General features: G+C 38.4%; 20 protein-coding genes and 1 pseudogene. 7 read left to right on the plus strand and 14 right to left on the minus strand.

What is annotated here, in order from left to right; genetic code table 11:
* Nucleotides 1–25: 25 nt before the first annotated feature.
* A complete protein-coding gene (locus ACLLO5_RS22160) occupies nt 26–1,165 on the minus strand; it encodes a transporter substrate-binding domain-containing protein (protein WP_413172649.1) in 1,140 nt (379 codons plus the stop codon).
* Nucleotides 1,166–1,687: 522 nt separating this feature from the next.
* Between ACLLO5_RS22160 and ACLLO5_RS22165 the strand changes: the two genes are divergently transcribed.
* Nucleotides 1,688–2,110 carry a hypothetical protein gene (locus tag ACLLO5_RS22165; protein WP_413172650.1) on the plus strand — a complete coding sequence of 141 codons (423 nt, stop codon included), beginning with the start codon at nt 1,688–1,690 and terminating at the stop codon, nt 2,108–2,110.
* Nucleotides 2,111–2,213: 103 nt separating this feature from the next.
* On the opposite strand, the gene ACLLO5_RS22170 is transcribed toward ACLLO5_RS22165, so the two are convergent.
* Nucleotides 2,214–2,636, minus strand: coding sequence for a hypothetical protein (locus ACLLO5_RS22170; RefSeq protein WP_413172651.1), 423 nt, complete (start codon nt 2,634–2,636; stop codon nt 2,214–2,216).
* 66 nt (nt 2,637–2,702) lie between these two features.
* Nucleotides 2,703–3,395: a hypothetical protein gene (locus tag ACLLO5_RS22175; protein ID WP_413172652.1), complete on the minus strand. Its 693-nt coding sequence runs from the start codon at nt 3,393–3,395 to the stop codon at nt 2,703–2,705.
* A 636-nt stretch (nt 3,396–4,031) separates the two neighbouring features.
* Here ACLLO5_RS22175 and acs point away from each other — a divergent pair.
* From acs to ACLLO5_RS22195, 4 genes are all read left to right on the plus strand, one after another.
* A complete protein-coding gene (acs, locus tag ACLLO5_RS22180; RefSeq protein ID WP_413172653.1) occupies nt 4,032–6,002 on the plus strand; it encodes an acetate--CoA ligase in 1,971 nt (656 codons plus the stop codon).
* Between the two features lie 107 nt (nt 6,003–6,109).
* Nucleotides 6,110–6,595 (plus strand): DUF4365 domain-containing protein, encoded by a 486-nt coding sequence (locus ACLLO5_RS22185; RefSeq protein ID WP_413172654.1) that lies wholly within the window; start codon nt 6,110–6,112, stop codon nt 6,593–6,595.
* A gap of 4 nt (nt 6,596–6,599) precedes the next feature.
* A complete protein-coding gene (locus tag ACLLO5_RS22190; RefSeq protein WP_413172655.1) occupies nt 6,600–7,088 on the plus strand; it encodes a DUF4365 domain-containing protein in 489 nt (162 codons plus the stop codon).
* A gap of 20 nt (nt 7,089–7,108) precedes the next feature.
* Nucleotides 7,109–7,279 carry a hypothetical protein gene (locus tag ACLLO5_RS22195; RefSeq protein WP_413176215.1) on the plus strand — a complete coding sequence of 57 codons (171 nt, stop codon included), beginning with the start codon at nt 7,109–7,111 and terminating at the stop codon, nt 7,277–7,279.
* A gap of 179 nt (nt 7,280–7,458) precedes the next feature.
* Here ACLLO5_RS22195 and ACLLO5_RS22200 read toward each other — a convergent pair whose 3' ends face one another.
* From ACLLO5_RS22200 to ACLLO5_RS22240, 9 genes are all read right to left on the minus strand, one after another.
* Nucleotides 7,459–9,210, minus strand: coding sequence for an ABC-three component system protein (locus ACLLO5_RS22200; RefSeq protein ID WP_413172657.1), 1,752 nt, complete (start codon nt 9,208–9,210; stop codon nt 7,459–7,461).
* On the minus strand, nt 9,207–9,434 hold the full coding sequence (locus ACLLO5_RS22205; RefSeq protein WP_413172658.1) for an ABC-three component system middle component 6: 228 nt from the start codon (nt 9,432–9,434) through the stop codon (nt 9,207–9,209). The genes ACLLO5_RS22200 and ACLLO5_RS22205 overlap by 4 nt, the downstream gene beginning before the upstream one ends.
* A complete protein-coding gene (locus tag ACLLO5_RS22210; RefSeq protein WP_413172659.1) occupies nt 9,431–10,063 on the minus strand; it encodes a hypothetical protein in 633 nt (210 codons plus the stop codon). Before ACLLO5_RS22210 ends, ACLLO5_RS22205 begins: the two co-directional genes overlap by 4 nt.
* Before the next feature lie 3 nt (nt 10,064–10,066).
* Nucleotides 10,067–10,777: a hypothetical protein gene (locus tag ACLLO5_RS22215; RefSeq protein ID WP_413172661.1), complete on the minus strand. Its 711-nt coding sequence runs from the start codon at nt 10,775–10,777 to the stop codon at nt 10,067–10,069.
* 354 nt (nt 10,778–11,131) lie between these two features.
* On the minus strand, nt 11,132–11,329 hold the full coding sequence (locus ACLLO5_RS22220; RefSeq protein WP_413172663.1) for a hypothetical protein: 198 nt from the start codon (nt 11,327–11,329) through the stop codon (nt 11,132–11,134).
* A 70-nt stretch (nt 11,330–11,399) separates the two neighbouring features.
* On the minus strand, nt 11,400–13,928 hold the full coding sequence (gene ptsP, locus ACLLO5_RS22225; protein ID WP_413172664.1) for a phosphoenolpyruvate--protein phosphotransferase: 2,529 nt from the start codon (nt 13,926–13,928) through the stop codon (nt 11,400–11,402).
* 154 nt (nt 13,929–14,082) lie between these two features.
* Nucleotides 14,083–15,483, minus strand: coding sequence for an MFS transporter (locus ACLLO5_RS22230; RefSeq protein ID WP_413172666.1), 1,401 nt, complete (start codon nt 15,481–15,483; stop codon nt 14,083–14,085).
* 119 nt (nt 15,484–15,602) lie between these two features.
* Nucleotides 15,603–21,959 carry an amino acid adenylation domain-containing protein gene (locus ACLLO5_RS22235; protein ID WP_413176159.1) on the minus strand — a complete coding sequence of 2,119 codons (6,357 nt, stop codon included), beginning with the start codon at nt 21,957–21,959 and terminating at the stop codon, nt 15,603–15,605.
* Between the two features lie 311 nt (nt 21,960–22,270).
* Nucleotides 22,271–22,981, minus strand: coding sequence for a sterol desaturase family protein (locus ACLLO5_RS22240; RefSeq protein ID WP_413172668.1), 711 nt, complete (start codon nt 22,979–22,981; stop codon nt 22,271–22,273).
* A 589-nt stretch (nt 22,982–23,570) separates the two neighbouring features.
* Between ACLLO5_RS22240 and ACLLO5_RS22245 the strand changes: the two are divergent.
* A pseudogene (locus tag ACLLO5_RS22245) lies at nt 23,571–23,741 on the plus strand (transposase); the annotation flags it as partial.
* A 168-nt stretch (nt 23,742–23,909) separates the two neighbouring features.
* Nucleotides 23,910–24,113: a hypothetical protein gene (locus ACLLO5_RS22250; RefSeq protein WP_413172669.1), complete on the plus strand. Its 204-nt coding sequence runs from the start codon at nt 23,910–23,912 to the stop codon at nt 24,111–24,113.
* Nucleotides 24,114–24,360: 247 nt separating this feature from the next.
* Here ACLLO5_RS22250 and ACLLO5_RS22255 read toward each other — a convergent pair whose 3' ends face one another.
* Nucleotides 24,361–25,095: a DUF1995 family protein gene (locus tag ACLLO5_RS22255; RefSeq protein WP_413172671.1), complete on the minus strand. Its 735-nt coding sequence runs from the start codon at nt 25,093–25,095 to the stop codon at nt 24,361–24,363.
* 157 nt (nt 25,096–25,252) lie between these two features.
* A complete protein-coding gene (locus tag ACLLO5_RS22260; RefSeq protein WP_413172672.1) occupies nt 25,253–26,317 on the minus strand; it encodes a Rieske 2Fe-2S domain-containing protein in 1,065 nt (354 codons plus the stop codon).
* Between the last annotated feature and the right edge of the window lie 32 nt (nt 26,318–26,349).

A 26,349-nucleotide genomic window follows, 5' to 3' on the forward strand; every position in this document is an offset into this window, starting at 1 on the left:
CCTATTATTACCCAATTTTGAATTTTTAAGGTTTTTTGGCCTCAAACCACTTATCATACAACGCTTGATAAGTACCATTTTCTCGCAAATTGAGTAAGGCACTGTTGATTTTTTTTCTGGCAGGGCTTTCGTTCGGTAGAACTATACCGTAGTTTTCTTCACGGAAGATACTACCAACCACTTCTACTTTACCTTTGCCTTCATTGGCTGCATAAAATAGAAGTACGGGAGCATCAAAAACAATGGCCTCTGCTTTTTTAGTCAGCAGTGCATTATAAGCTTGTTCGATTTTGGGAAATTCTGAGACGGTAATTTTATTTTCTCGCAGGTATGCTGCTGCTGTACTGCCAGATGTGGTTGCTACTATCCTACCGGGGAGATCGTCCACACTCTTGATATCGCCTTGAAGTTGCTGTACAGTTAGCTCGGTAGTAGCACTAGCTGTAAAGTAAGCAACGAAAATAATAGCGATAAACATCCAGATTATTGCTAAAACTCTGCCAATAGCGCCTTTGGGCATTTCGTCAACTTGCGCCCCTAGTGTAGCAGCTGCCCACCAACAAGCTTTGAAAATACCGGGAAAATATGATTTGGGAATTATCCCATCTGGGTGATGGCGTTCAGTTAACCAAATTATATGGGCTGCAACTATAACCAGCACTAAGGCTACACCAATGATTTGTAACAAACCGGGAGAAACCAATAATTGCCACAGATTGGGGAGGACACTACCGCTTGTTGCTTGCTTGCGGACTAAAATCTGAAGTCCTGATGCAAACATGGGTAGGGAAAAATCAAAATTTTCCTGGCGCTTTGCTGTAATGGAAATAGCAGATATTCCTAAGTTGGCTTTACCATCTTTGACAGCAGAGAGTAAATCAGCGACGGTTGGATATTCAACAAATTTAGATTCTACATTCATCTGATTGGCAATACTACGCCAAAGATCAATACTAAATCCTGATAACTCACCTTGATGGGAAAATACAAAGGGTGGTATTTCTCTGGTTGCTACTAATAAAGGTTGTGGGGATGCTGGTTTTTGGGCAAGTCCGGGAATAGCAAATAGTGTTAATACTAATATTAAGCCTATTAATCCTAGCCAGATATTTCTGATCAGGTAGGCCATTATTTGGCGAAATCTAATAGAGATGGCTTTTACCATAGAAGTTTGCTTTGAGTAACACAAAATAAAAGATGATATTTATTTATCATGTTTACTCAATGGCAAATATTACATTCTTTTTAGGAAAAATCTCAATTCTCAAAATGTTTTCTCACACAGAGGCGCACAGAAAAATTAACTGTTTTTTTAATCTCGTATGATTATTATAAAATAGTTCTTCCTTATCAATTTCATAATAACACATCTAAAACTCGATGTCAACGCTTATCCTTCTCTTTTTGCGTCAGGTAATTCCCAAAACTGTGGTGAAATTTCTTAGACAAAGACAAGATGTGATCAATGTCTCCAGGTTTTTAAACACCTTTTAGGAACTAAGGATGCGATCGCACACAGCATAACTCAAACAGGTTTACTTTGTACATATCCCTTGCGGCTTGGTGCTAGATGGCTATAGGATGCAATTATGCAGAATTTAGATATTTAATATACGGTCATTCATGCAAAAATAGTAGTTATTCAAATCTTAGGTAAAACTAGTCACTAATCAAAATCAAAATGAGAATGGGTAAAATTGGATTAGGTGGTCAGAAATTACTCTTATCTCTGGCTGTAGTGTGTGGAATTGGTGTTTTGAATGCTGATACTGTGTCTTCTCAAACAACTCCCACAGTTCGCATTTTAAGGATTAAAGCTGCTTCTGGAACTACTTTTAAGTCACGGGAAAACTGGTACAAGCAATCAAAAGATATTGCTAGTGACGAAAAATGCCCAGCTAAATTAGGTGAGAAATTTTTTGTTTCTTCTATTAGAAGAGTAATTCAAACTGCACCGACACCTCCTAGAGGTAACACTGAAAAGTTGAGAGATTATTGGGAAGTGACATTTGAAAGACCACTTCCCTGTCAAGATGAAACTGGTAATACTCAAACCTGGTTTGTTTATCAACAGCACGTGCAGGAACTCAGAGGTGTTCTTGTTCCTTAGAGACTTTTGATTACAAAATCTCTAATTTTCAGGGTGCGTCAATAACGCACCAATCATCATCTTAAATTTTTCTGACCTCTGACTTCTAAATTCTGCTGTTATACTACAACAACTTATCCAGCAAACTATTGGCTAAATCAAGTAATTCGATCTCACCAGCATGAATATGACGATCTAAAATATCTCTGACAGCAGATAATTTTTCATCTTCTTTAGAAATTCTCAGACATTCTTCTAAATTGATTGCTAAATCAAAGAGTGGCCTATCTCCTAAGCGATACCTAATTTTTACAGCAACATCGTCATTACTAACCAAAAATTCTTTAATAGAATCTAAGAGAGAATTACCTAATATTTCATCATTTCCCCAGGTTTCTAACCAATCTCCATCTACATCTTCAACATAAAGGTGAACAAAATTTAGCCCATATTCTAGCCAGTCTTGCTGCATTCTACGGGCTGCTGCTAAAATTTCAGCAAATTCATCTACTTGAGTAATGCTGTTCATTTCTTGTTGGTTAAGCATAAATGCTGTTGTAAGCAGGTAACGATTTAGGCTAGGACTGAGATATTAGATATCAAAAATTTGATATCAGGAAAAATTTAGATACTTTCCTTCAGCAAGATGGTCACTGTTATAGAGTGCCACGTTTACTAATTGGTTGATAAAGTCACTCTCACCGGGATTGTAACTTAAGAACAATCCTCTCTCTATTTCCCACAATTGCAGTGCATTTTGCCACTTTTCATACTTTTGCTCATGGAACTCTTCACTGACACTGGTAACTTGAATACAGAGTGGTTTTTGTTGATGATTACTAACTATTAAATCTGTTGCCATGGAAAGGTCGGCAATATAACGCTGCCAAATGTTCCCTTCACGACGTACAATATCTTGAGCTATTGATTTAATAATATCACCATCAAACTGATTAAACTCTCCCGCCATCATTTTTTTCTTCCAAATATAAAATTTGGCATCTGTTGAGTTTATCCACTTAGGAAATAGATAGCTATACCAATACCTCTCATTTGGGGTCATTTGGTTGAATTTTGCTTGTCGTGCTGCTTCTGAAGGCAAGGATTGAATTATCAGCCAAATTGTAGAGTCGGTAATCACCTCAAGAAGAAAAGCAAGGACAAATGGTTTAGCAGTCAGGGAACCAGGCCGAATATATTTGACCCACCGATTGATCTCATTTAATCTTTTTGATAACTGAGGATCTATCGCCGAGGATTGCTCAATGAGTAACTTTAGTTTATCCTTAATTTCTTTTGCTTGCAAACTACGCCCTACTTTTCAGTAACTAACTATTTGGTGTAAATTTTATACATTTTTAAGGTGTGTATACGATTCATGGTTTAGTGTTAAAATTTGATTTTAAAAAAAATGCCATTGGCAATTACTCCCAAGTCTTGTAATAGACAGACTTTCAATATTTGACGACTCAGGTTTTTACCGAGTTAGTTGGTGCAGAATACCTATTAACTAAGCAGTACACTGTTATATTACCGTTTAGCAAGGTACAAGATGCACCGTTTTTGATTTCCTCAATCATACTTAATATTTTCTTGAGCTTTAATTTGCGAGGCAGGAGGCAGGAGGCAGGAGGCAGGAGGAAGAAGGGAAAATTTTGAATTAAGAATAAAGCCTTTTTTACTCGCCCATTTGGGTTTAAGTCAAGAACCATAATCTAGTGATTTGGCGGTATACGATTATAGGTGGGTTTAAATCCCCATCTAATTGGCCTCCTGCCTTTCAACTCCTGCTTCCTTTAATATGCTCATTCTGGTTTAGTTGTGATTTGTGTCAGATGAATAAATTCAAGGTTTTCATCCAGCTTAACGAAAATCTAAATACTATTTGACACAACTATATTAAAAATAGTTCTCAGTCACCATATTGTTTACATAGATCACCATGTCTCAACCAACTATAGAATCTATCCTACAGGAAAACCGACTTTTTCATCCCGCTAGTAATTTTTCACAACAGGCTAATATCAAAAGCCTGGAAGAATATCAAAGGATTTATGATGAAGCTAAGGCTGATCCACAGGCTTTTTGGGCAAAATTAGCCCAAACGGAGTTAGATTGGTTTCACGAATGGGATACTGTGCTGGATTGGCAACCTCCTTTTGCGAAGTGGTTTGTGGGTGGTAAGATTAATATTTCTTACAATTGTCTTGACAGACATCTGACTACTTGGCGTAAAAATAAGGCTGCTTTGATTTGGGAAGGTGAACCGGGAGATTCCCGGACGCTAACTTATGCTCAATTGCATCGAGAGGTTTGCCAGTTTGCTAATGTGCTGAAACAGTTGGGGGCTAAAAAAGGCGATCGCATTGGTATTTATATGCCAATGATTCCCGAAGCTGCTATTGCCATGTTAGCCTGTGCCAGAATAGGCGCACCCCATAGCGTTGTGTTTGGTGGTTTTAGTGCTGAAGCTTTGCGCGATCGCTTGAACGATGCTGAGGCTAAATTAGTTATTACAGCAGATGGTGGTTGGCGTAAAGATGCGATCGTACCCCTAAAAGAACAGGTAGATAAAGCTTTAGCTGATAATGCCGTACCCAGCATCACAGATGTATTAGTCGTCAAACGCACAGGTCAAAAAACCCAGATGGAACCAGGAAGGGATCACTGGTGGCATGATTTACAAAAAGGTGTGTCCGCAGATTGTCCCGCAGAACCGATGGACAGCGAAGATATGCTGTTTGTCCTTTATACTTCTGGCAGTACCGGCAAACCGAAGGGCGTAGTGCATACCACAGGCGGTTATAACCTATACAGCCATATTACCACAAAATGGATTTTTGATCTCCAAGATACAGATGTATATTGGTGTACTGCGGATGTAGGTTGGATTACAGGACACAGCTATATTGTTTATGGACCCCTTTCCAACGGTGCAACTACTGTAATGTATGAAGGTGCGCCCCGTGGTTCTAATCCTGGTTGTTTCTGGGATGTGATTGAAAAATACGGAGTAACGATTTTTTATACTGCACCCACAGCAATTCGGGCATTTGTGAAAATGGGTGAACACCATCCTAACAAACGCAATCTTTCTTCCTTACGCTTACTGGGAACTGTGGGTGAACCCATTAACCCGGAGGCTTGGATGTGGTATCACAAAATCATTGGTGGTGAACGTTGCCCCATTGTTGATACTTGGTGGCAAACTGAAACTGGTGGGATTATGATTACACCCTTACCCGGTGCAATTCCCACTAAACCTGGTTCTGCAACTCTGCCTTTCCCTGGGATTATTGCAGATATCGTGGATTTAGAAGGTAACTCTGTTCCACAAAATGAAGGTGGTTATTTAGCGGTGCGTCATCCTTGGCCGGGAATGATGCGGACTGTGTACGGTGATCCTGATCGTTTCCGTCGGACTTATTGGGAACATATTCCCCCCAAAGATGGTAAATATACGTACTTTGCTGGTGATGGTGCAAGGAAGGATGAAGACGGCTATTTCTGGGTGATGGGGCGTGTGGATGATGTGTTGAATGTCTCTGGACACCGCTTAGGAACGATGGAAGTGGAATCTGCGTTGGTGTCTCATCCAGCGGTAGCTGAGGCTGCGGTGGTAGGTAAACCTGATGAGTTGAAGGGTGAAGAAGTTGTAGCTTTTGTGACTTTAGAAGGGACTTATCAAGCCAGTGAGGAGTTGAGTAAGGAACTGAAGAAGCACGTTGTGAGTGAAATTGGTGCGATCGCACGTCCTGGTGAAATCAGGTTTACTGATGCACTGCCAAAAACCCGTTCTGGTAAAATTATGCGTCGGTTGTTGCGGAATTTAGCTGCTGGTCAGGAGGTATCGGGGGATACTTCGACTTTGGAAGATCGCAGTGTGTTGGATAAGTTGCGGGAAGGTGCATAGTTTGAGTTAGTTTTTCAAAACTGTGTAAAATCTGTATGGGGTGGGCAAAATTGCCTACCCTATATTGTGTGAAGAAAATTATAACTTGAATTAAAATAGGGATATAGATGAAAGATGCACTAGGACAAAGAGGTGAGAGGATATTTGAAGTTTTAATCACTAAATTTCACTTTGATACTAGTCCAATTTTTAAGCCGCAGTTTTTAGGAGATAAATGGCAGTATGTTGATTTTATTGTGGAGTTAGTAGGTGCAGGTTCATATATTCCCTATTTCTTTGTACAAGTCAAAACTACTAGGCAAGGTTATACAAAAAAAGAGAATCGCCTTAAGGTGAAAGTAAAAGAAGAATCTGTAATTGGTATAGCATCCTATCCAGCACCAACTTATATAGTTGGAATTGATGAAATTCAAGAAATTGGTTATTTAGTTTCTGCTAATGGAGAAAATTTAACATCACTCTCAAGTCTAGCTACTAATTTTCCTATTAATAAACAGAATAGAGAAATTCTTTGGCACGAAGTAAATAATTTTTGGAGTCAATACAGCCCGAAAAATTTAGTTTCGCAATTTTCTGATCAACAGTGGAGATAAAACAATGCAAACAGAACAACCTTGGTACATTGGTTTACGTTCAGAAGCTTTGGCAGTTGTGTACTTAACTCGTCGTGATGATTTAATTGTTTCTCAACAAAAAAAAGGCGAAGGAGTTTTAGATTTTTCAGTTACAATCTCAAAAGATGGTAATTACACTGGAAGAATTTTTGGGGTAGAAGTGAAAGCAACGGTTTCTAGTTCTGAATTAATTCAGCATAATGATATTTTTAAGCTAAAAAATAACAAATATAATCATTTGCAAGTTTTCAGAGATTTACCATTTCCAGTGTGCTTATTTTTCTTTACACTAGATAATGACCAAGGATATTATAGATGGATTTTAGAACCTATTATTAATGAGGGAAATAATGTGAGCTTGAAAATTAATGAAAATGAGGAATTAAAAAAACTGAATGATCAAGAAATAGATAATATTATTGTAATGGTTAATAGCTGGTATGACCATAAAAGCAATTTAGTACAAGTATAAGATTCATGGTTGTTTAGAAAATGATCGCACGTCCTGGTGAAATCAGGTTTACTGATGCACTACCAAAAACCCGTTCTGGTAAGATTATGCGCCGTTTGTTGCGGAATCTGGCTGCGGATCAGGAGGTATCGGAGGATACTTCGACTTTGGAGGATCGCAGTGTTTTGGATAAGTTGCGGGAAGGTGCGTAAAAAATTAAAAATTAAAAATTAAAAATGTTTTGAATTTGGGTGAAAGTAGCATCATTATTTAGTTTATAGGGTAGGTGAAATCGCTTACCCTATTTTATTTCGCGCAAAGGCGCTAAGGAGCAAAGTGTTTTTTGTATTTCGACATCTTAATTTTAAAGTGGAAATCAATATCATTTATTTTAAAAGCTAACACCTAGTAATTTTCCTTCTTCTCCCTCATCTGTAAGTCTTAATCTGACAAAAGAATCAAAATTAAAATCAAGTGCAAAATCTGAGCGTGGAACTCTATCTGAGTTTAAAGTACATATATATTGAAATCCACATATTTGGGATTCTCTATCAGCTAGTTCTAAAGCAAGAGCTACTTGTCTATCATCTACACCATCAAACATTGTACTGTCATGAATTAATATGCGGGGTGAAGGATCACGTTCTGACCAAATTTGTGCCAGCATTAAGTCATAACAGAATATTTTCATTTTATCTATACCTTCACTACCATCATTTGGAATGTCTACTCTAAATGTAAAACCATTATTTTCTACATTAATAACTAATGTTCCAGGAGAATTATACAAAAATCTAGAGTTAGTTCTGAATAAATTAATAGCACGTTCGGCTTGCTCGTTGCGTTCTTCTTGGTCACGACGCGCACGTTGTAGTAACTGTTCTTTTTCAATTTTTAAGGTACTTTTTTCTTCCTCGAATTGTTCTAATTCTGCGATACGTTGATTAATTTCATTGAGATTAGCTACATGATCAAGATAAATTTCTTGTAACATTGTATATTCTTCTAAAGCTCCATGTGTCCTTAGAACTTCCAATAATTCGGCACGCCGATTAGTTTTTTCTCTAATATAACTTTCTTTAGCAGCTATTTCTCTTCTAAGACGTTGTATTTCAATTGCTAAAAATTCCCTACGGTTCTCTATTAACTGACGATGAAACTCTTCTACTTCTTCAAGTCTTCTAATTACTAAACCTGGTAATTCAATACCAGCATTTTGATATATATTAATAACATCTTCTGGACTGGGGTGATTTTCGGAATCCAGACTAGATTGATAAAACTCTAGTAACTTCTGATCTGTAATTTTTTTATTAGTTGCTTCATGAATCTCTGAAGTTAATCTATTAACAGTTGCTTCTAATTCATTATATTGTGGTTCTACTCGAAAATTACTAAGAGTTTCTTTCCTTTCGCGTAGTTGTTCTTCTACCCCAACTTTTAACGCTTTCAATTCTCCCAAAGAACCAAAAACACTAATTGAAACTCCAGATTCTGTATCTTTTTTTAGTTTTTTAATATCTGTTATTAGTTTCTGTCTATCTTTTAGAAGTTGTAGCTCTCTTAAATATTCCCAATTAAGACCTAGTAGAAAAGCATTATGAATTTGTGTATTCCACCCAGGTTGCTTCCGAAAATACTCAAATGGTTGGGAAAAAGCATCTCTGTTAGGACGGATAAAGTAGGAAATTAAATTTCGGAATGTAGGAGTATATTTTTTATTTTCATCATTAATGGGTAATCCAAATGTTAAATTGCCCAAAACAACTTTCCAGTTATCTATACTGAGAACTTTTCTACCTTCTTCTTCTTTAGGTTGAATAGGCCAGTTAGTAGTATCACCCTCAATTACTACCTCAGACTTATCATCAGTATTTCTTGTAACAGTAATAATTTTATTTGCTAATGTCATTTCTAAACTAAAAGCCCAACCGAGAAGAGTTCTAGAGCCTAGTCCTCTAGCTTTTTGAATGTTACCTCCAAGGCAAAAATGAATAATTTCAATCAGAGTAGATTTACCGAGTCCATTACGTGAATCTCTGATCCCAGATTCTTCTGTACGGTCTGCTAAAACTACATTTAAGCCTGGTCTAAAGTTAACTGTTTTGAATGATGACTGATTACACCTAACAGCATGAATCATCGGTGACACCTCCGAAGTAATCCCATTTCCATCTCAATTGCTCCCATAGCGTATAAGAGATCAAGAGTTAAAACAAAACGTTCAAATGTAGCCACTTCTGGCATAGTATGAACAGCACTCCAAAGTGATGAAACTGTTCTTTCTTGGTACAAATGCTCTAGTATTTTAGCACCTACTCCCAATAGAGAGTGACTGGTAGAGATATGTTTTGTAGGAAGAATCATCGCTCAAACACCTCGCACTTTTCAAAAAAGTAGTACAGCACTGCTAAACCAGCCGCTTGTAGATCATAATCTGTGCTATGATTACACGAAAATTCATGTAAGGCATCCAACAGAGCATTTCCCGTTAATCCTGCTGCTCGAAGTCTTTGATATTCCTGAGTAAACCCAGCTTTTAGTTGGTCTGGAAAATAGCGATTTGTTTTCACCTGACCCTCAACAAACTTTGCAACCATTTTTGCTTGGATAACACCACTTGTTAATTTCCTCTGAGCGGGTCCAGTTAGTTCGTTTTTCAACATTTTTTCAACTACTGGAACAACTGTATAACTTTCATCAAATTCTACAGGCATAGTAAAGATTCCGTCAGTAACCATACGTAGTTCTCTGAATGTAATATTAGTCATAGCATCAACAAGTAAATCTTGCTTTTTTTCAGCATTTGATAAAGAATCAAGCTCATTTTGATATTCAGAGATTCTATCTTTTACTTCTTTGATCTGCTTTTTAAATTTTGTTTGAGATTTCCTTTCTTCGGCAAGACGCAAATCATCTTCTAAGTCTTTCAGTAAAGTATAATCCTCTTTAAGATGTTCTTCTAAGTCTTTTTTTCGTTGATAATGCCAATCCACTATTTACTCTCCTTTAAATCGCATCATCAACGCTTCCCAGGCTTCTTTCAAATTTATTCCTGTTCCCAGTTCTAGTTCACCTTCATAGTCCAAAATGAAAGGAATAAGAGGTATGGCAACCTTTAATCTGTGCTTAAAATCTAATTCAGGATAATTTATAACTTCCACTAAAGCTGATTCACTAGGTGGCAAAGCAGTACCTTGTAGTTGTATTTTAGTTATGTTTTGCTGTATCCCTTGTAAAATAAGCTGCATTTCTCCTTCTGTGACTTGGTTAGTTTTTATTGCATCTAAAACAGTAGAAATCATCACCATTTGAGATTCATCTAACTTTTCTGCGAGGGTTGCAATGATTTTCTGTTCACCAGCTTCATAACGAGCTAGTAGTCCTTGACGCAAGTGATTAATGTTTTCATAGATAGCCTTTTGTCCAGCATATAATCTATCTAATCTAGTATTCATTTGTTGTAAATCAATAGCTACATTCAGCATTTGTACACTTGATTCACCAGTTATCTGCGATCGCAATTCATCATATTCTTTTTGATAAAGATTGGTAGATTCCCGTAACTGCTCAATTTCTCTTCTGTACTTAGTCTTGCGACGTGGATCATCTTCGTATCGCAAAGTATCTTCATAATCTTTGAGCAAGTCTTGATCTTGTCTAATGTTATCTTCTAAGTGTTGGAGTCTTAGGTCGAAGCTTGAAGGCATTGCTATCTAAATTTATTACTTGCTTGGAATTAAGTATTGGTATATTAGCGTAATAATGTAGCAATTTAAACAAAAGATAAGTAAAAATTTACTACGTTCACAAACTTATAAAAGCAAGTTATAACGCTACAATTTTCAATAATATCCATCACTTAACTCGTCGTAAAGTATAAAATTATTTTTAATGGTTGAATATTTTACTATATATATGCGCGGACAGATTTCTACTCATAACATAAGTGTAATTTACTTTTTGCGTCTTGTCAAGTCTTAAAGCAAAAAATTTGAACACCTAACAAAACCCACATCCTGTACATCCTCAAATCTTGGATATCCTGATGCTGACAATCATGATTAAAATGTCCCTTTAAATGCTGCATAGCTAAGGGTGATAATAATTGGTAAAATGATAGAAATAGCAATCATCATACCCGTTTTACCAAAGCGAATTTCTTGACCATCAGCTTTTAAAAGAGCAATTACAGCAGCAGTGGCCATGAAAATCCAAATAAATCCAAAGACGATAAAAATAGTGAATGTTGAGTTATTCATGCATTGGTATAATATGTGATGTTGGGTTTTATTTTTTCACCCAACTTTGGATCTTAATTGTGAATTGATCTTAGCCAATAGGATAAACTAATTCTCTGACACTAGTTGCAGAATCTTGTTGTAATGCTATGTTGGCTATAGCTTGTGCTTCTGTGATTGTTAGCTGTGATATTGCTTGTTTTAGCGGGGCGATCGCTTGAGGATTGACACTCAACTCATCTAATCCCAAACCTAATAAAATTGGTGCAACTATGGTTTCTGCTGCGACTTCTCCACATAATCCTACCCAAATATTAGCAGCATGGGCAACAGAAACAGTTCGCTGAATCATTCTTAATACCGCTGGTTGCAGGGCATCTGCTAAAGTTGCTACTCTGGGATTTGTGCGATCGCCAGCCATCACATACTGACTCAAATCATTTGTCCCAATACTGAAAAAGTCCACTTCTCTGGCTAACTGATCAGCTATAGCTACCGCTGCGGGTGTCTCTATCATCATCCCCACATTCATATTTTCATCAAAAGCTATACCAGCTTCTCTTAGTTCCTCCTGTACTTCATAAAAAATCTCCTTAGCTGCTCGTAATTCTGTTAAAGTAGCGATCATCGGCCACATAATTTTGATATTATGCCCTACACTAGCCCGTAAAATTGCCCGTAACTGAGTTTTCAACAACTGAGGATTTTCTAAACAGAACCGAATCCCGCGCACACCTAAAAACGGATTAGCTTCTGTCACTGACGAACTCAAATAAGGAAGTTGTTTATCTCCACCTATATCCAAAGTGCGAATAATTAACGGTTGCTTGTCCAAAACTTGCGTAATTGCTTGATAAACTTCCAGTTGTTCCTCTTCTGTCGGTGCGCTGGTTCTGTCCAAGTACAAAAACTCAGTGCGAAGTAATCCCACACCTTCTGCACCATGATTTACAGCTAATTGTGCATCCGTAATACTACCAATATTTGCCAATACTTTAATGTGGCAACCATCACGAGTAAATGCTGGTTGATGTGCCAGCTTTCGTGCTTCTGCTTGGGCAATTTTCCAAGTCTCTCGCTTGGCTTCTAGTCTATCTAATGTCTCAGTGGCTGGTGCCACCCAAACCTTGCCACTTTCACCATCAAGCGCCATCAATGTACCACTTTGCAGGTTTAACACCTGGGCATCTATACCCAAAACCGCAGGAATACCAAGGGTTCGAGCGATAATAGCACTATGGGAAGTTGCACTTCCAGAGGTCATGCAAATACCCATCACTTTGCTAGGATCAAGTTTAACGGTATCTGAAGGACTTAAATCTGTCGCTACAACTATAGATGGTTCTGTGAGTTCCAAGTCGGTGGGAGCATTACCCAGTAAAATTCTTAACACCCTCTGCCCCACATCAACCACATCGTCAACTCGTTCTTGTAAATAAGAATCCTCTAGTTTGCGGTAGGAATTTGCGACTTCATCCACTACAGCTTGCCAAGCCACTTCTGCGTTGAGGCGTTCTTCCACAATATGCTGACGTGCGGCTTCTAGCATCACAGGATCTGCTAAAAATAGTAAATGAGCATCAAAAATCGCTGCTTCCGCATCACCAATTTGAATAGATGTATGGGAGAGTAAAGTGGCAATTTCCTGTTTAGCGATTTGAATAGCTGCTTGTAATCTTTGCCACTCCACATTCACATTTTCTATGTGATATTCTGTAAATGCGACAGCAGTAGATTGATGATGAACTAATGGGGCGATCGCAATTCCTGGAGAAGCAGCAATTCCTGCTAGTTCCCCCTGGGTCGGTGCAGTAAATTCTTGAGGTGGTGGTGTTAAACCGACAATGATATCATCTTCGCCAAAATTGTTGATAATCAATTTCTGTAAGGCTTTTAGAGCCTCCTGGGCATCAATTCCAGTGGCAGTAATCAGCAATTCATGTCCTTGACGTACTCCCAAGGTAGCAACTTGGTTAATACTGTCACCCCTGACAGCTTCTGTATTTCTAGTTAAATTTTGTACCCGAATTTGGGATTGAAACCGGGATGCAGTGGCGACAAACTGGGCTGATGGACGGGCGTGTAAACCTAAGCGGTTACGAACTTTTAACCGTATTTCGTGGGTGGGAATTGCGGAATTATTTGGAGGTTGGTTACTGTCTGTTGATAATGGACTACTAATTAAACCTAATTGTGTCTCTTTTGCTACTAATGCTCCTTGTGCTTCCGCCATAACTTGCTGGATACTTCCACCTGTAGCAGCAGCGATAGTCGCAGCAATAGCACCTTCTACTAACGGTGCTGCACAAAGATATACGTGATCTCGCTGTTCAGGGGGTAGAAACTCAAGTGCCATTTCCGCACTCATTAAAGCACTACCCAAATCCATTAAAATGAGAACACCATCTTCAGAGAATACGGAGGCGATCGCTTCATAAACCTGGATCGCATCTGTACCCAGTGGATTTTCCGGATCATCAATACCAGCTGCCACAGCCAGGGGAACTTGTCCTTGTACCATCTGTGCAGCTAGTTCTCGTACTCCTAGAGCTAATTGTTTACTGTGCGAAACAATAACAATGCCAACCACGGTAATACCTTCGCCAGTTACCCATTCCATTATTCCTTGTTTAAATGCAAAGACCGTATTTATTTAGGTTGTATTTAGGTTCTAGTGGAGAAGATAAATTTTTGTAACAAACTACAAAAAATGAAGGATACCGAATGTGTGTTGAATTATTTTTGGGAGGATGATTGTTTGGAAGTCCGTGAATTTAAGAAATTGTATCCGGTAACTCATCTTCCAACAGACGCAGACGGGGATATAAGTAAGCAATGAAGGTGAAAAAGATGCTAAATATACCCATGATGATAAACATCAAACCAATACCGCGACCATGCCCAACACCAATAATTTGTCCAATAGTAGATGCTCCTAAGCCATCAGCAGCCATGAGAGGTTCAAAAAATTGGTCAGCTAGTGGTCCGGCAATTAAATAAGAAAGCGGCAGAAAACCCTGAGTAACCGCAGTGCGGAATGCAAACACCTTTCCTTGTACTTCTGGAGCAACTTTCTTTTGATAAATTACTTGGATTGCACCATTAACGATGGGGATGATAAAAAATATAAAGAACTCAGAGATAGTAAACAGAATCGGTGTAGGGCGCAAGCCCGCTAACACATACAATAAACCCAGAAAAAACATCGAGATAAATATCATATTCATTAGGCGTTCTATTCCCCCCCAAACGCTCATAATGAAACTGCCGACTAACATTCCAGAACTAGCAATAGAAGAGATTGTCCCCAAAGATTGTATTGAAGTAAAGGAAAGTACTAGTGGTGTGGTTAGAGCTTCATCACTACCAATGAGAAAGTTGCTGATAGCAATAAAAACGACTAAGCCAATCAGTCCAGGACGCTCGACAAAATAATGCCATCCAAAGGTCAATTCTTGCCAGAATGAAGATAAGAACCCAACCTCCTCTCCTTTAGCTTCTGTGGTCTGAACTTCAGGGAATTTAACCACTAGCAAACACACCAGAGCAAAGCACAAAGTTATCAAATCAATGATAACAACTCCCGGAATTTCGATAGTTACCAGCAGTGCAGCTGCCAGCGCAGGTGAGAGGATTTCCGCAATAGACAACCTAATCTGCGTCATCGAACTAGCACGACCAAGTTGTTCTTTAGGTACGAGTAATGTAGTTGCTGAAGAATAGGCAAGCCCTTGAAAAGCACTGAAAGCAGAATTAATAGCACTAAATAGGCACAGATTCCAGACTTCTAAATTACCACTAACAAATAACCAGGCAATAGTTAGGGTACACAGACCAGCGCCAAAGTCACTAATAATCATGATCCAGCGACGACTCCAGCGATCGACAAACACTCCAGCAATGGGAGAAATAATAATCGCCGGTAAGGTTGTCGATAAAATCAGGAGAGTGAATTGAGTAGTTGAGTTAGTATGCTGGTAAACCCAAATACTTAGAGCAAAACTGGTTGTGCGCGAGCCAACTAGAGATAACACCTGACCAAACCAGATCAAGATAAAAACACTCATGCTTTGAGTTATCTCTCCTTCTTGACTGGAGAAATACTCAGTCCACTTAAATAAAGATGATCCAAACCTGGGCTGTTGTTTCAACTCTGGTGGGCCATTTTCTAACATAGCAACAGTGATTATTGGTTAATTTGTGGCAAAGCCTCGTTGTTAAATGTAGCATTTATTTCAGATTTTCCTGCTACACGCCAGTAAGTATGGCATTTAGCAGGATAATCAGGACAATCTTAAAGACTTAGATCCTTTGCAAATTCAGAAACCTGGCTATTTGGATGTTGGACGAGCTTCTGGAGAATTTCTTGGTAATCACTAAACAGAAACTCGATGGTTTCAGTTGTAAATAATTCTGTGCTGTACAAGACTTTAATTTCAATGGTGGGATTCTTTACAGAAGGTGAAGAAACATAAAGTTCTAAAGGAATATCCTGATTCCACAAGTTGAGATCGCGTGTAATTGATACAAAGTTTACATCTAAGCTCCAGTGCTGGAAATCTTGTGGAGGTAGCATAGTCAGGGATGCGGAGATGTTTAGTGGTTGTTTGCTGGTAAGAGTATCAATGACTGTTTGACAAGCAATTTCTTTATTGTTGATTGCTTCTGTGAGGGTTTCTTGAACTTGTTCAAGAAGAGTAAGTCCTGTTTGCTCAGATGAGAGATGCGATCGCAAAATTACGTCGTTGATGAAGCAACCGAGCATTTTTTCAGTTTCCACCGCACTCCGATTACCAATAGTTGCGATGACTAAAATTTCGTTCTTACTACTGTACTTAAACAAAAGTATATTTAAAGCAGTGAGAATAATCACAAAGATGCTTACCCTTTGAGAACGGCAGACGGCTTCGATTGATGTCACAAGACTTGCTGGCAGAACCACAAAATAAATAGCAGCACTGCTATTTTTATTACTCAACTGTAGCTGATTGCTAGATATCTCATCAGATTCTAGAGAAGTATTAGTTAGTTTTTGTAGCCAGTAAGCCAATTGCCTTTCTATGACCTTTTCATTAAAGTATTGCCGTTGCCAGAGGGTAAAATCTGCGTACTGAACAGGTAATTCGGGTAGAGGTGAAGGTAAACCATTGGCAAAAGCTGCATAGAGTATTCGTAACTCCTCCAACAACAGGCCAAATGACCACCCATCCGTAATAATATGGTGGATATTTATTATCAACCAATGCTCCTGTTGAGCTAATCGCAGCAAGGTTGTCTTAATCAGAGGGTCTGAAGCTAGATCAAAATGGTGCTGATATTGCAGCGCAGCAAGTTTTTGGGCTTCAGATATTCGCTCTTTCTGAGGTAGGTTTTGTAAGTCTATAATCTCCAACGGTATAGTCAGGGATGGGGTAATAATTTGTACGGGCTGACCTTCTACTACAGTAAAGGTAGTACGTAATATTTCATGTCGTCGAATAATCTCATTGAAGCCAGACTCCAACACACTTACAGAAAGAGTGCCAGTGAAACGTAAAATAAAAAAGCTGTTGTAGGCGCAACTTTCAGGAGTTAATTGCTGTAAATACCATATAGACTCTTGTGCAAAAGATAGTGGTATATATCTGTCTCTGACTTGAGGAATTAGAGGTGGTAAAGTGTCTAATGTTGTATCAAAACCTCTGGGTTTCTGAATTATTAATTGAGCAAGTTCAGCTATGGTTGGTGCTGTAAATAGAGAACGGAGAGGAATTGCTATGTCCAAACTTTCTCGAATGCGAGAAATGACAGATGTTACCAACAGAGAGTGTCCACCCAATTCAAAGAAGTTATCATGGATGCCTACCTGCTGACGATGTAACACTGTACACCAGATTTCGGCTAATTGTTCTTCCAGCCAAGTACGAGGTGCAACAAAAGCGGCTTCTAGTTCTGAATTTGTTGTGTCTGGCTTTGGCAAAACCCGACGATCAACTTTACCATTAGGAGTCAGGGGTAAGGTTTTGAGGATCACAAAAGCCGTTGGTATCATATATTCAGGCAGGTGTTCTTTCAGAAACTGACGCAATTTACTACTGGTCAATGTTTCTGTTTCGCCAACAACATAAGCTGTTAAATATTTATTCCCTGGATCATCTTCTCGGACAATTACCACTGCTTGCTGAACTTGGGAATGTTGGCTCAGTAACGTTTCAATCTCTCCTAGTTCAATCCGAAAACCACGAATTTTGACTTGGTGATCAATGCGTCCCAGAAATTCAATATTTCCATCTGGTAAATAGCGTGCTAAATCTCCAGTTTTATACAATCGACCATCTTCCACAAAAGGATTAGCAATAAATCGCTCAGATGTTAAATCTTTTCGATTCAAATACCCTCTAGCTAAACCTGCACCACCAAGGTAAAGTTCTCCAGATATACCAATAGGAACAGGTTGCAAATAGCGATCAAGAATGTACACTTGAGTGTTGGCAATGGGACGACCAATAGGCGGGAATTTACTTGCTAATATTCCAGGTAAAATTTGGACAGAAGTTGTAACTACAGTATTTTCTGTCGGACCGTAGTTATTAACAAGTTTAAATGGTAATGTATCTGCTGGATAATAATTAAGTCTATCGCCACCAGTTAATATAATTCGCAAAGCTGTATTTTCAGACCATGCTAAAAGACATAATTTTTCTGCTAAGGGTGTAGGAATAAAACTAATAGTAATATTTTGTGATATCAACTGCTCTTGGAGGGTTTTTGGTGAAAGCAGAAATTCTGATTTAATTAAATATATACTTGCTCCGGCTACTAAATAAGGCCATAATTCCCAGACAGCAGCATCAAACGCTGTTCCTGCTAACTGTGTCGTTCGATCTGATGATTTAATTTCAAAATTGTTTAAATGCCAAAACACTAAATTTAACAGTGCTGAATGTTGAATCAGCACAGCTTTTGGTTGCCCTGTAGAACCAGAAGTATAGATTACATAAGCTAAATTTCCAGGTTGTACATTATTAATAGGATCATGCAAACTCTGAGCCGCAATAATTTCTAAATCTTGATCCCAACAAATAATTTTGGTTTGCGCTTGCTCTAGCGTTGATAATAAATGTGGCAGTAATGAAGAATGAGTCAAGATAACTGACATTTGCGAATCTGCCACCATATAATTGAGGCGTTCTGGCGGATAATTGGGATCCAGGGGAACATAAGCACCACCAGCTTTTAAAATTCCCAAAAATCCCACTATCATTTCCAAAGAACGCTCTAAATAAACACCCACTAACATTTCTTTTTCTACACCCAGAGACTGTAAATAATGGGCTATTTGGTTAGCTTGTAGATTCAATTTCTGGTAAGTTAATTGCTGATTCTCGAACACTAATGCCACAGCATCAGGTGTTTTTTCTGCTTGTTCTGTTACTAATTCATGAACACATTTATTTTGTGGGTAATCTGTTTGTGTATTATTCCATTCCACCAGTAACTGATTTTGTTCTGCTGCTGTTAGGAGTGGTAAGTTAGTAATTTGTTGTTCTGGATTAGTAACAATAGCCTCTAACAAAGTTTGAAAATGCTCTACCATCCGGGCAATAGTTTCAGCATTAAATAAGTTAGCATTATATTCAAATGCTCCCCTGAGTTCTGAGTCTATTTCTTGCATCGACAGGGTTAAATCAAAAGTTGCACCTGCTGTTGGTCTGTCTAATTCGATCTGCGTTACATTCAAATCTGGTAATTCCAGTTTTTCCACTGGGGAATTTTGCAATACAAACATCACCTGGAATAGTGGACTATGGCTGAGATGACGTTGGGGTTGGAGAACTTCAACTAATTGGTCAAAAGGTACATCTTGGTGAGTGTAAGCATCAAGAGCAACCTGTCGCACCTGAGCTAGAAGTTCTTTAAATGTGGGGTTGTTCTCTAAGCGGGTGCGTAAAACCAGAGTGTTGACAAAAAAACCGATTAATGACTCAAGGGCTGGACGGTTGCGGTTAGTAATGGGAGAGCCGATAACAATATCTTCCTGACCAGTGTAGCGATAAAGCAACGTCGCAAAAGCCGCTTGGAGAGTCATAAATAGGGAAGTACCTGATTTTTGACTGAGAGTTTTCAGTTTGTTAGTCAGATCATGACCGAACTTTAACCTTTCGATACTACCTCGAAATGTTTGGATAGCAGAACGTGGGTAATCTGTTGGTAATTCTATTACAGGTGGAGCATCTGCTAACTGTTGTTTCCAATAGTTTAACTGAGTAGCAATAATATTATTTTGTAGCCACTGACGTTGCCAGTAAGCATAATCTACATACTGAATTTGCAAATCTGGTAAGGGAGAAGCAGTATAGAAACTAGATAATTCTTTCAAGAAAATTCCTACTGACCAAGCATCAGAGATAATGTGGTGCATTGTCAACAGCAGGATGTGGGAATCTGACTCTAGACGAATGATTTTAACTCTTAATAAAGGTGCTATACTTAAATCAAAAAGTTGTGTATATTCTGCGGTAATTAATCTTTGTAATTGAGTAAGTTGATCAACTTCTGGTAATTCTTGTAAGTCCACTAAGGGTAAAGTAAATGGTAGAGTTACAGCAATAGATTGCACTGGTTTTTCATCTACCATACGAAAGGAAGTACGCAGGGTTTCGTGACGTTGAATAATTGACTCTATAGCTTGTTGAAGTGCTGTTAAATTCAGCCGACCAACTAAACGCAACGCTCTGGCAATATTGTAGGCAGCATTTGCCCCTTCTATTTGGTTGAGAAACCAAAATCGCTGCTGAATTAAAGATAATTGTAATTCCAGAGAACGGGAAACTGGCTGTAAAGCTGGTAGGGAGTTAGTTTGCTGATTTTGATGCTGGAAAGTTGCAATCTTTTCGCTTAAACTGGCTACAGTAAGCGATTCAAATAAAAGGCTGACCGATAATTCCACAGATAAGGCTTCGCATAATCTAGATATAATTAAACTGGCCAGCAGGGAATGTCCTCCCAATTCTAAAAAGTTATCATAAATGCCTACTTTTTCTAATCCTAAAACTTCCGCCCAAATGTTAGCTATAACTTGTTCTTTTGGGGTACGAGGTGCAACAAAGTTACGAATATTAGTAGATATATTTGGTGCAGGTAAACTGTTGCGATCTAATTTACCATTGGGTAATACGGGCATTTTTTCCATCAGCACAAAGGCATTAGGAATCATATAATCTGGTAGTTTCTGCTCTAAAAAATTGCGAATTTCTCCCCAATTAAAGGCTTGATTGTTGGCTACAATATAGGCTATTAGGCGCTGGTCTCCTGGGATATCTTCTCTAACGGTGACTATACCTTCCTGGACATGGGGATGAAGTTTCAAGACAGATTCGATTTCTTCTAGTTCAACTCGCATCCCTCGGATATTTACCTGAAAGTCGATGCGACCAAGAATTTCTAAAGTACCGTTGCTGGAGTAGCGAGCTATATCGCCAGTTTTAAAAAGTCGTTTTTGTGGCTCAAAAGGATTATCAATAAATTTTTCAGCATTCGCTTGAGTCCGATTTAGATAGCCACGAGCTAAGGTAGAACCTGCAATATGTAGTTCACCAGACTCATCAATTTTTACTGGCTCAAGTTGGGAGTTGAGTACATAAACTTGCTGAATCTTGGCCAGAGGATTACCAACTGGAACATATCCTTCTTCAAGGTTGCAATCTTCTGGAATGGAATAAAAACCATTTCCAATACTTTCTGTTTGGCCTAAGATATTAAAAAACCGGGGTGGTGTTTGAAACAGGTTGCGTAACTTTTTAATTAATTGATAGGGTAGTAATTCGCCACCAAATACTATTAATCTTAATTTTGATTCGCTAATTGCTTTTGTATATTTTTGCTCTAAACTTTCTAAAGCCATCAGTCCATAACGCCACACAGAAGGTACACCATCAGAGATAGTGACACCCTGCGTTTGGATTAATTCAAATAGGCTGAGGGGAGTTCTAGTTTGTTCGCGGGTGGCAATGATACTTGTAGCACCTTGGGATAAAGGCAAGAATAATTGTCTGACTGAGGCTGTAAATGAGAAAGATGCTGTGTGGAGATAAATATCGTGGTTATTAACTGGTAATATTTTAGCGATCGCCTCAATATAACTACAAACACTGGTATGAGGCATTTGTACTCCTTTTGGCTTGCCAGTAGAGCCAGAAGTATATATTAAGTAAGCGAGGTTTTCTGGTGTCGCATCACACACAGGATTTTGTTGGCTTTGTTGCTCAATTTTCTGCCAGTCTGCATCAAGAAGAATCACTGAAGCGGTAATAACAGGTAGTATCTCTATCCACTCTGTTTTAGTTAAAAGCACTTTTAAGTTAGTATCCTCTAACATAAATGCCAGACGTTCTTGGGGATAAGCAGGGTCTAAGGGAACATAAGCTCCACCCGCTTTGAGAATACCAATAATTCCTATAATTAATTCGATAGATCGCTCTACACATAGACCCACCAATACCTCTGGACCTACCCCCATCCCTTGCAAGTGATGTGCCAGTTGATTAGCTTTTGCATTCAACTCTCTGTAGGTCAATTGCTGGTTTTCAAATACTACTGCTACCGCGTCAGGTGTTCTTTCTACCTGCGCTGCAAACACCTGATGAATGCAGTTGTTTTGAGAATATTCAATTTGTTCTGTCATATATGATGATGGCAGTAATTGTAAAGGCTTTAGCACAAATTCCTATCATCTTAGCACCTTGCTTAATATGAGTACGTAACCAAGGAAGGGAAGGCAAGAGGCAAAAGGCAAGAGGATTTGAGAATATAAAGGTGTACCGAGTTTTGTATGGCTACGCCACGCAAGCTATCAAAAATCAAATAGGAGTCCTATATCATTCGCAATATTACTTAATTTCTCTCAATACTCTATAGTTGTTCTCGATTGAGTGAATAGCCGGACAGGAAAATATCAATAGTGATTTAAATATGAATTATAAATCAAACTGATTTTTTGCGGAGTCGCTGCCCAATTGCTCTCAACGGCTGTAAAAACATATTGATGACACTATTAAACAAATTTGATTCTCCATCTGATAAACCAAAGCTCAGTTTTTCATATTTGCTTGGCACGTATAAACAGCCAAACATCCAGTCCCAAAATGCGAAAATATAACCAAAGTTTTTATCATAATGTTTGGGGTCTACACTATGATGAATTTGGTGTTGTGCTGGACTGATGAAAATATGGCTGATCCACTGAGGATAAGCTAACCAAATATGAGAATGACGTAAGTTATATCCTGCTAAATAAAAGATAAAAATCTCAAAGCTGACTCCATAAATTAAGAGTTCTTTCATCCCGTTTCCAAACAAATAAATCCAGATGCCTGCTCCGAAATTAGTGATTGTCACAATCGTTATTGTGGCTAAAAACATCTCAAATGGATGAATGCGATATACGGTAAATGGTGTAATGGCTTCGGCTGAATGATGTACTTTATGAAATTCCCACAAAATAGGAATTTTGTGAGCTAGAGAATGGTAGAAAAAATTAGCAAAATCCGCTAATAATGCCACAAAAATGCTGAATACTATCTGCTGCCATAATTGGGGATTAGTGATCATAAAAGGTGTGATAATGCCTGTAATTTGTATCAAACTTTGGCAAGTTATATCGACAACTTTCGCTAAAGATAGTGTTGTTGGCACTACGAAAAATATCTCGAATAAGGAAATCAGAAAAAAATATTTGTATTGAGTAATAGATGAGGGATGTAAATAAATTTCTTTAGGTAAAAGGTATTCTAGAAAACCTTTCTCTTTGTCACGATTGGCGAGACCAAGTATATATAGTATTGTCGCCAGTAAAATAGTTGAAAGCAGATATAACCAATAAATTTGAGACGATGCCAAAAATGGTATTTTAAATGGGTACACAATACCGTTGAGTATTTCCATCATGTTATGTTCGTTGGGAATTTTACTAAAATAAATTGGTTATGTTATCAGTGTTATTTAGATAAGGTCATCATACTATATGCTAGCTAATATGTCAGTATTTGATTTTCTAACTAAGTATTAATATTGTTTTAGGACTTACGCAAGTGTCACACCAAACATCTATTTTATGGTGCGTCAGACTTCATAAATCCTGCAAATAAACAGATATTTGATATCTGACGCACCCTACTAATATGCCAGTTGCGTAAGTCCTGTGTTTATAAAAGTAAGATTTTAACAGAATAATTTACTCTGTATACTCTAACCAGCTAATCTTTGTAGATGTATTATACATGACATAATAGGCGCTTTAAAAGGTGTTTCTAGTCGTCCTTATGGGCAAGCTGTATACAAAAAACCCCACAAAGAATCTTTATAGAGTCCCAGTTATTTTGCTCTATCCGTTGGCGGTGCGCCTTTAGATATATTGAAGGAGTACACTAGGAATCAAGAAAAGCCGTCCTTCTAGGACGAGGCTTGTATCCCATTGTTTTGGTCATGATAAATATAATACCTGGGAAAGATATACGAATTTAGCAAATTTGATATAAGTGTATGGTTCTAGTTCTACTCCAAGCCGGACACAGAAGACGATTCCTACTCTAAAATCCCAAATGGTATAAGGAGGCAGCAAGTTATGAATCAAACACAAGCTGCTTTGAGAAACGAAGTTCGAGAACTTGCAGAAGTAGCATTTCATCGCAAGCTAATTTCAGGATATGGTGATGGAGCAGATATCAATGAATATCAAATTGTCTACCAAGGAAAACCTAGACATATTTCTCTGGAACAAGCTCGTCTTTTTTTGATAGATTTGCTATATAGGAATCACATTTATTAATATTTGTGAAGTTTTACCAAAAAACTGGGTTTGCTGATAGCTAACGCCAAGCGTAAGCCATAAAAGTTGTCCATGAGGGCAGGGAACTCTTAACAGTTTCAGCCATCTGGTTATGCTAAATTTTGCAAATCCGACCAAGAAAAATGCACCAATGTTGAGATACCATAAGTCAAAACCTTGGGCTTTCTTGGTTGAAAAATCAGCGAAACCCTTATTAATAAAAGGTTTCAGCTTTATTCATCAAGCCCTAATTACTCAATGCCTTGATAAATCGTTGCAAACTCTTAAACACACTGGGTTTTTTGGCTGGTGTTCCTTCGCTGGTTGTTGTTGGTTGTCCTTTGATGAGGATTAGGTCGATTTCATCACCGGAGGGTCGTTTGGGTAATTCAGCAATTTTTTGATATTCGTTGTTGCTTTCTAGCCATACTTCCCATTGTCCAGGGTAGCAGCGAAAAAGGGCAGATTCATCATCGACGGGACGCAGATAATAACAAGATTCTATGGTACTGATGAAACGTCTGCGGGTTTCTCTAGCTGCGTAACCAATACCCACGACTCCAGAATCTTCTAAACGGGGATTTAACAACACGATGGGGCGAGTATCTATTATTTCACACAGTTTTTCTAATTGAGGTACTTCTACGGAAGTGGGGGCGATAAATAGAAATATTTCATCTTCTGGTTGAATTTTCGTTTGTAAAGAAGTAGCCCTCCCTGTACCAATATCTTCCACTTTGAATGGTACATCTTGCCAGTCACGACGGGCTAAAGCAGCCGCACCAGCATCAGCAAAAAAGACTTTGAGACGGGATTCGTATTCAGCAAACAGGGGTAGAAATTGTTCTGCTATTGGCATGAATTTGAGTTCTGGGAACAGAAAATCAACTTGAATCCGAGTTACGCCATCTGCTAAGGCAGATTTTACCGCTTCACGAGATTGTGCGATCGCTTCTTCTAAGGTTTTGGGTAGTTCAGCCATAATTTAGAGATGTAATAAACTGTCTGGGTGAATATTCAATTCTCGCAGCTTGGCCGCTAGACTTCAGCTTTTTGTTTTTTGTTCTCTTGCTGCTTGTGGGTATTAGCTGTGCGTATGCGGTAAGAACTCCATTTTTTTTAATTCTTTCCAGCACTCTTTAAGCACGCCATCGCAATAATATACTCTTAACAGGATTGATAAATTCTCGTTTTTCAGATGTGGCGCGGGCAAATTCCCGTTTTAATTGATAATACCATTGTGCTTGCATATCTGAATCTTTAATTAATCGCAATACAGGATTGTATTTAAGCCCGATTTGCTGTTTTTCTACTACTGTTCGGTCTTGTCCCAGAAATTTCCTTGCCAAGATATGAATCAAAGGTTTGAAGATTCTTAACCAAGCAGGTATGCCATAAAGCACAAAATTTACTTCTGTTTCTGTGTCAGAAATTGGTGTCACTGCGGTCAAGTTAGAAACTCGATGTTTGCCAAAAGTAATTTCTTCTATTCTCACACCAGGTAAACGAAAAGAAATTTCTACTTCGGGAATACCACCACCGACTAACCAATATAATCGGCTCATATTCTCCATATTATCTGACAATTGATGTCGTCGGACTGTAAACCCGTAAGGTGAAGGATCAAATTGTTTAACTTCTTCATGGAGTTCTCCGCTTCTCCACCACCATACACGATGCACATAGGGAGAATGGGCAGGATCCATTAAACCTGTGACTGCATGATCTATAAAACAGGGAAACCGCATCACTTCTACTAGATGGGGTTGTTGTTCCATAAAACCTGAAACTACAGGAACTTCATTTTCCGCAGGACTGGGTTGAGATTTATCCCCATCTGACATATATATCCAAATGTTGCCTTGAGTCTCGTGTATTGGATATGATTGCACATCAAAGCGACTTAAATCGGTGTTTTGCTCTGGTAATAAGGATGGAATCTCTACACAACGTCCCTTGGGGTCAAAGCGCCAACCATGATAACAGCATTCTACTTCTTGTCCATCGAATCGGCCACAACTTAAGGGTACGGCACGATGAGGACAGATATCTCGCACGGCTGAAACCTGACCATCTTTGCTTCTAATCAGCAGTATGGGTTCTCCTAAGAAAATTTTCGCCACCATCGTACCTGGTTTGAGGAGATGGCTAGGTAGTGCATAATACCAAAGATTACGTAATAAAATGTTGTTGTTATCTATCATAATAATTAGGATTTGATGTTTGAAATATACGT

Source organism: Anabaena azotica SJ-1 (assembly GCF_047275885.1).
Classification (GTDB): domain Bacteria; phylum Cyanobacteriota; class Cyanobacteriia; order Cyanobacteriales; family Nostocaceae; genus Trichormus_B; species Trichormus_B azotica_A.

Excerpts from the sequence above, each read along its gene's own strand:
- ACLLO5_RS22205 (WP_413172658.1), bottom strand. The coding sequence starts at position 9,434 with ATGATTCTTCCTACAAAACATATCTCTACCAGTCACTCTCTATTGGGA.
- ACLLO5_RS22200 (WP_413172657.1), bottom strand. The coding sequence starts at position 9,210 with ATGATTCATGCTGTTAGGTGTAATCAGTCATCATTCAAAACAGTTAAC.
- ACLLO5_RS22195 (WP_413176215.1), top strand. The coding sequence starts at position 7,109 with ATGATCGCACGTCCTGGTGAAATCAGGTTTACTGATGCACTACCAAAA.
- ACLLO5_RS22230 (WP_413172666.1), bottom strand. The coding sequence starts at position 15,483 with ATGTTAGAAAATGGCCCACCAGAGTTGAAACAACAGCCCAGGTTTGGA.
- ACLLO5_RS22250 (WP_413172669.1), top strand. The coding sequence starts at position 23,910 with ATGAATCAAACACAAGCTGCTTTGAGAAACGAAGTTCGAGAACTTGCA.
- acs (WP_413172653.1), top strand. The coding sequence starts at position 4,032 with ATGTCTCAACCAACTATAGAATCTATCCTACAGGAAAACCGACTTTTT.
- ACLLO5_RS22160 (WP_413172649.1), bottom strand. The coding sequence starts at position 1,165 with ATGGTAAAAGCCATCTCTATTAGATTTCGCCAAATAATGGCCTACCTG.
- ACLLO5_RS22165 (WP_413172650.1), top strand. The coding sequence starts at position 1,688 with ATGGGTAAAATTGGATTAGGTGGTCAGAAATTACTCTTATCTCTGGCT.
- ACLLO5_RS22260 (WP_413172672.1), bottom strand. The coding sequence starts at position 26,317 with ATGATAGATAACAACAACATTTTATTACGTAATCTTTGGTATTATGCA.
- ACLLO5_RS22170 (WP_413172651.1), bottom strand. The coding sequence starts at position 2,636 with ATGCTTAACCAACAAGAAATGAACAGCATTACTCAAGTAGATGAATTT.
- ACLLO5_RS22215 (WP_413172661.1), bottom strand. The coding sequence starts at position 10,777 with ATGCCTTCAAGCTTCGACCTAAGACTCCAACACTTAGAAGATAACATT.
- ptsP (WP_413172664.1), bottom strand. The coding sequence starts at position 13,928 with ATGGAATGGGTAACTGGCGAAGGTATTACCGTGGTTGGCATTGTTATT.
- ACLLO5_RS22190 (WP_413172655.1), top strand. The coding sequence starts at position 6,600 with ATGCAAACAGAACAACCTTGGTACATTGGTTTACGTTCAGAAGCTTTG.
- ACLLO5_RS22185 (WP_413172654.1), top strand. The coding sequence starts at position 6,110 with ATGAAAGATGCACTAGGACAAAGAGGTGAGAGGATATTTGAAGTTTTA.
- ACLLO5_RS22255 (WP_413172671.1), bottom strand. The coding sequence starts at position 25,095 with ATGGCTGAACTACCCAAAACCTTAGAAGAAGCGATCGCACAATCTCGT.
- ACLLO5_RS22220 (WP_413172663.1), bottom strand. The coding sequence starts at position 11,329 with ATGAATAACTCAACATTCACTATTTTTATCGTCTTTGGATTTATTTGG.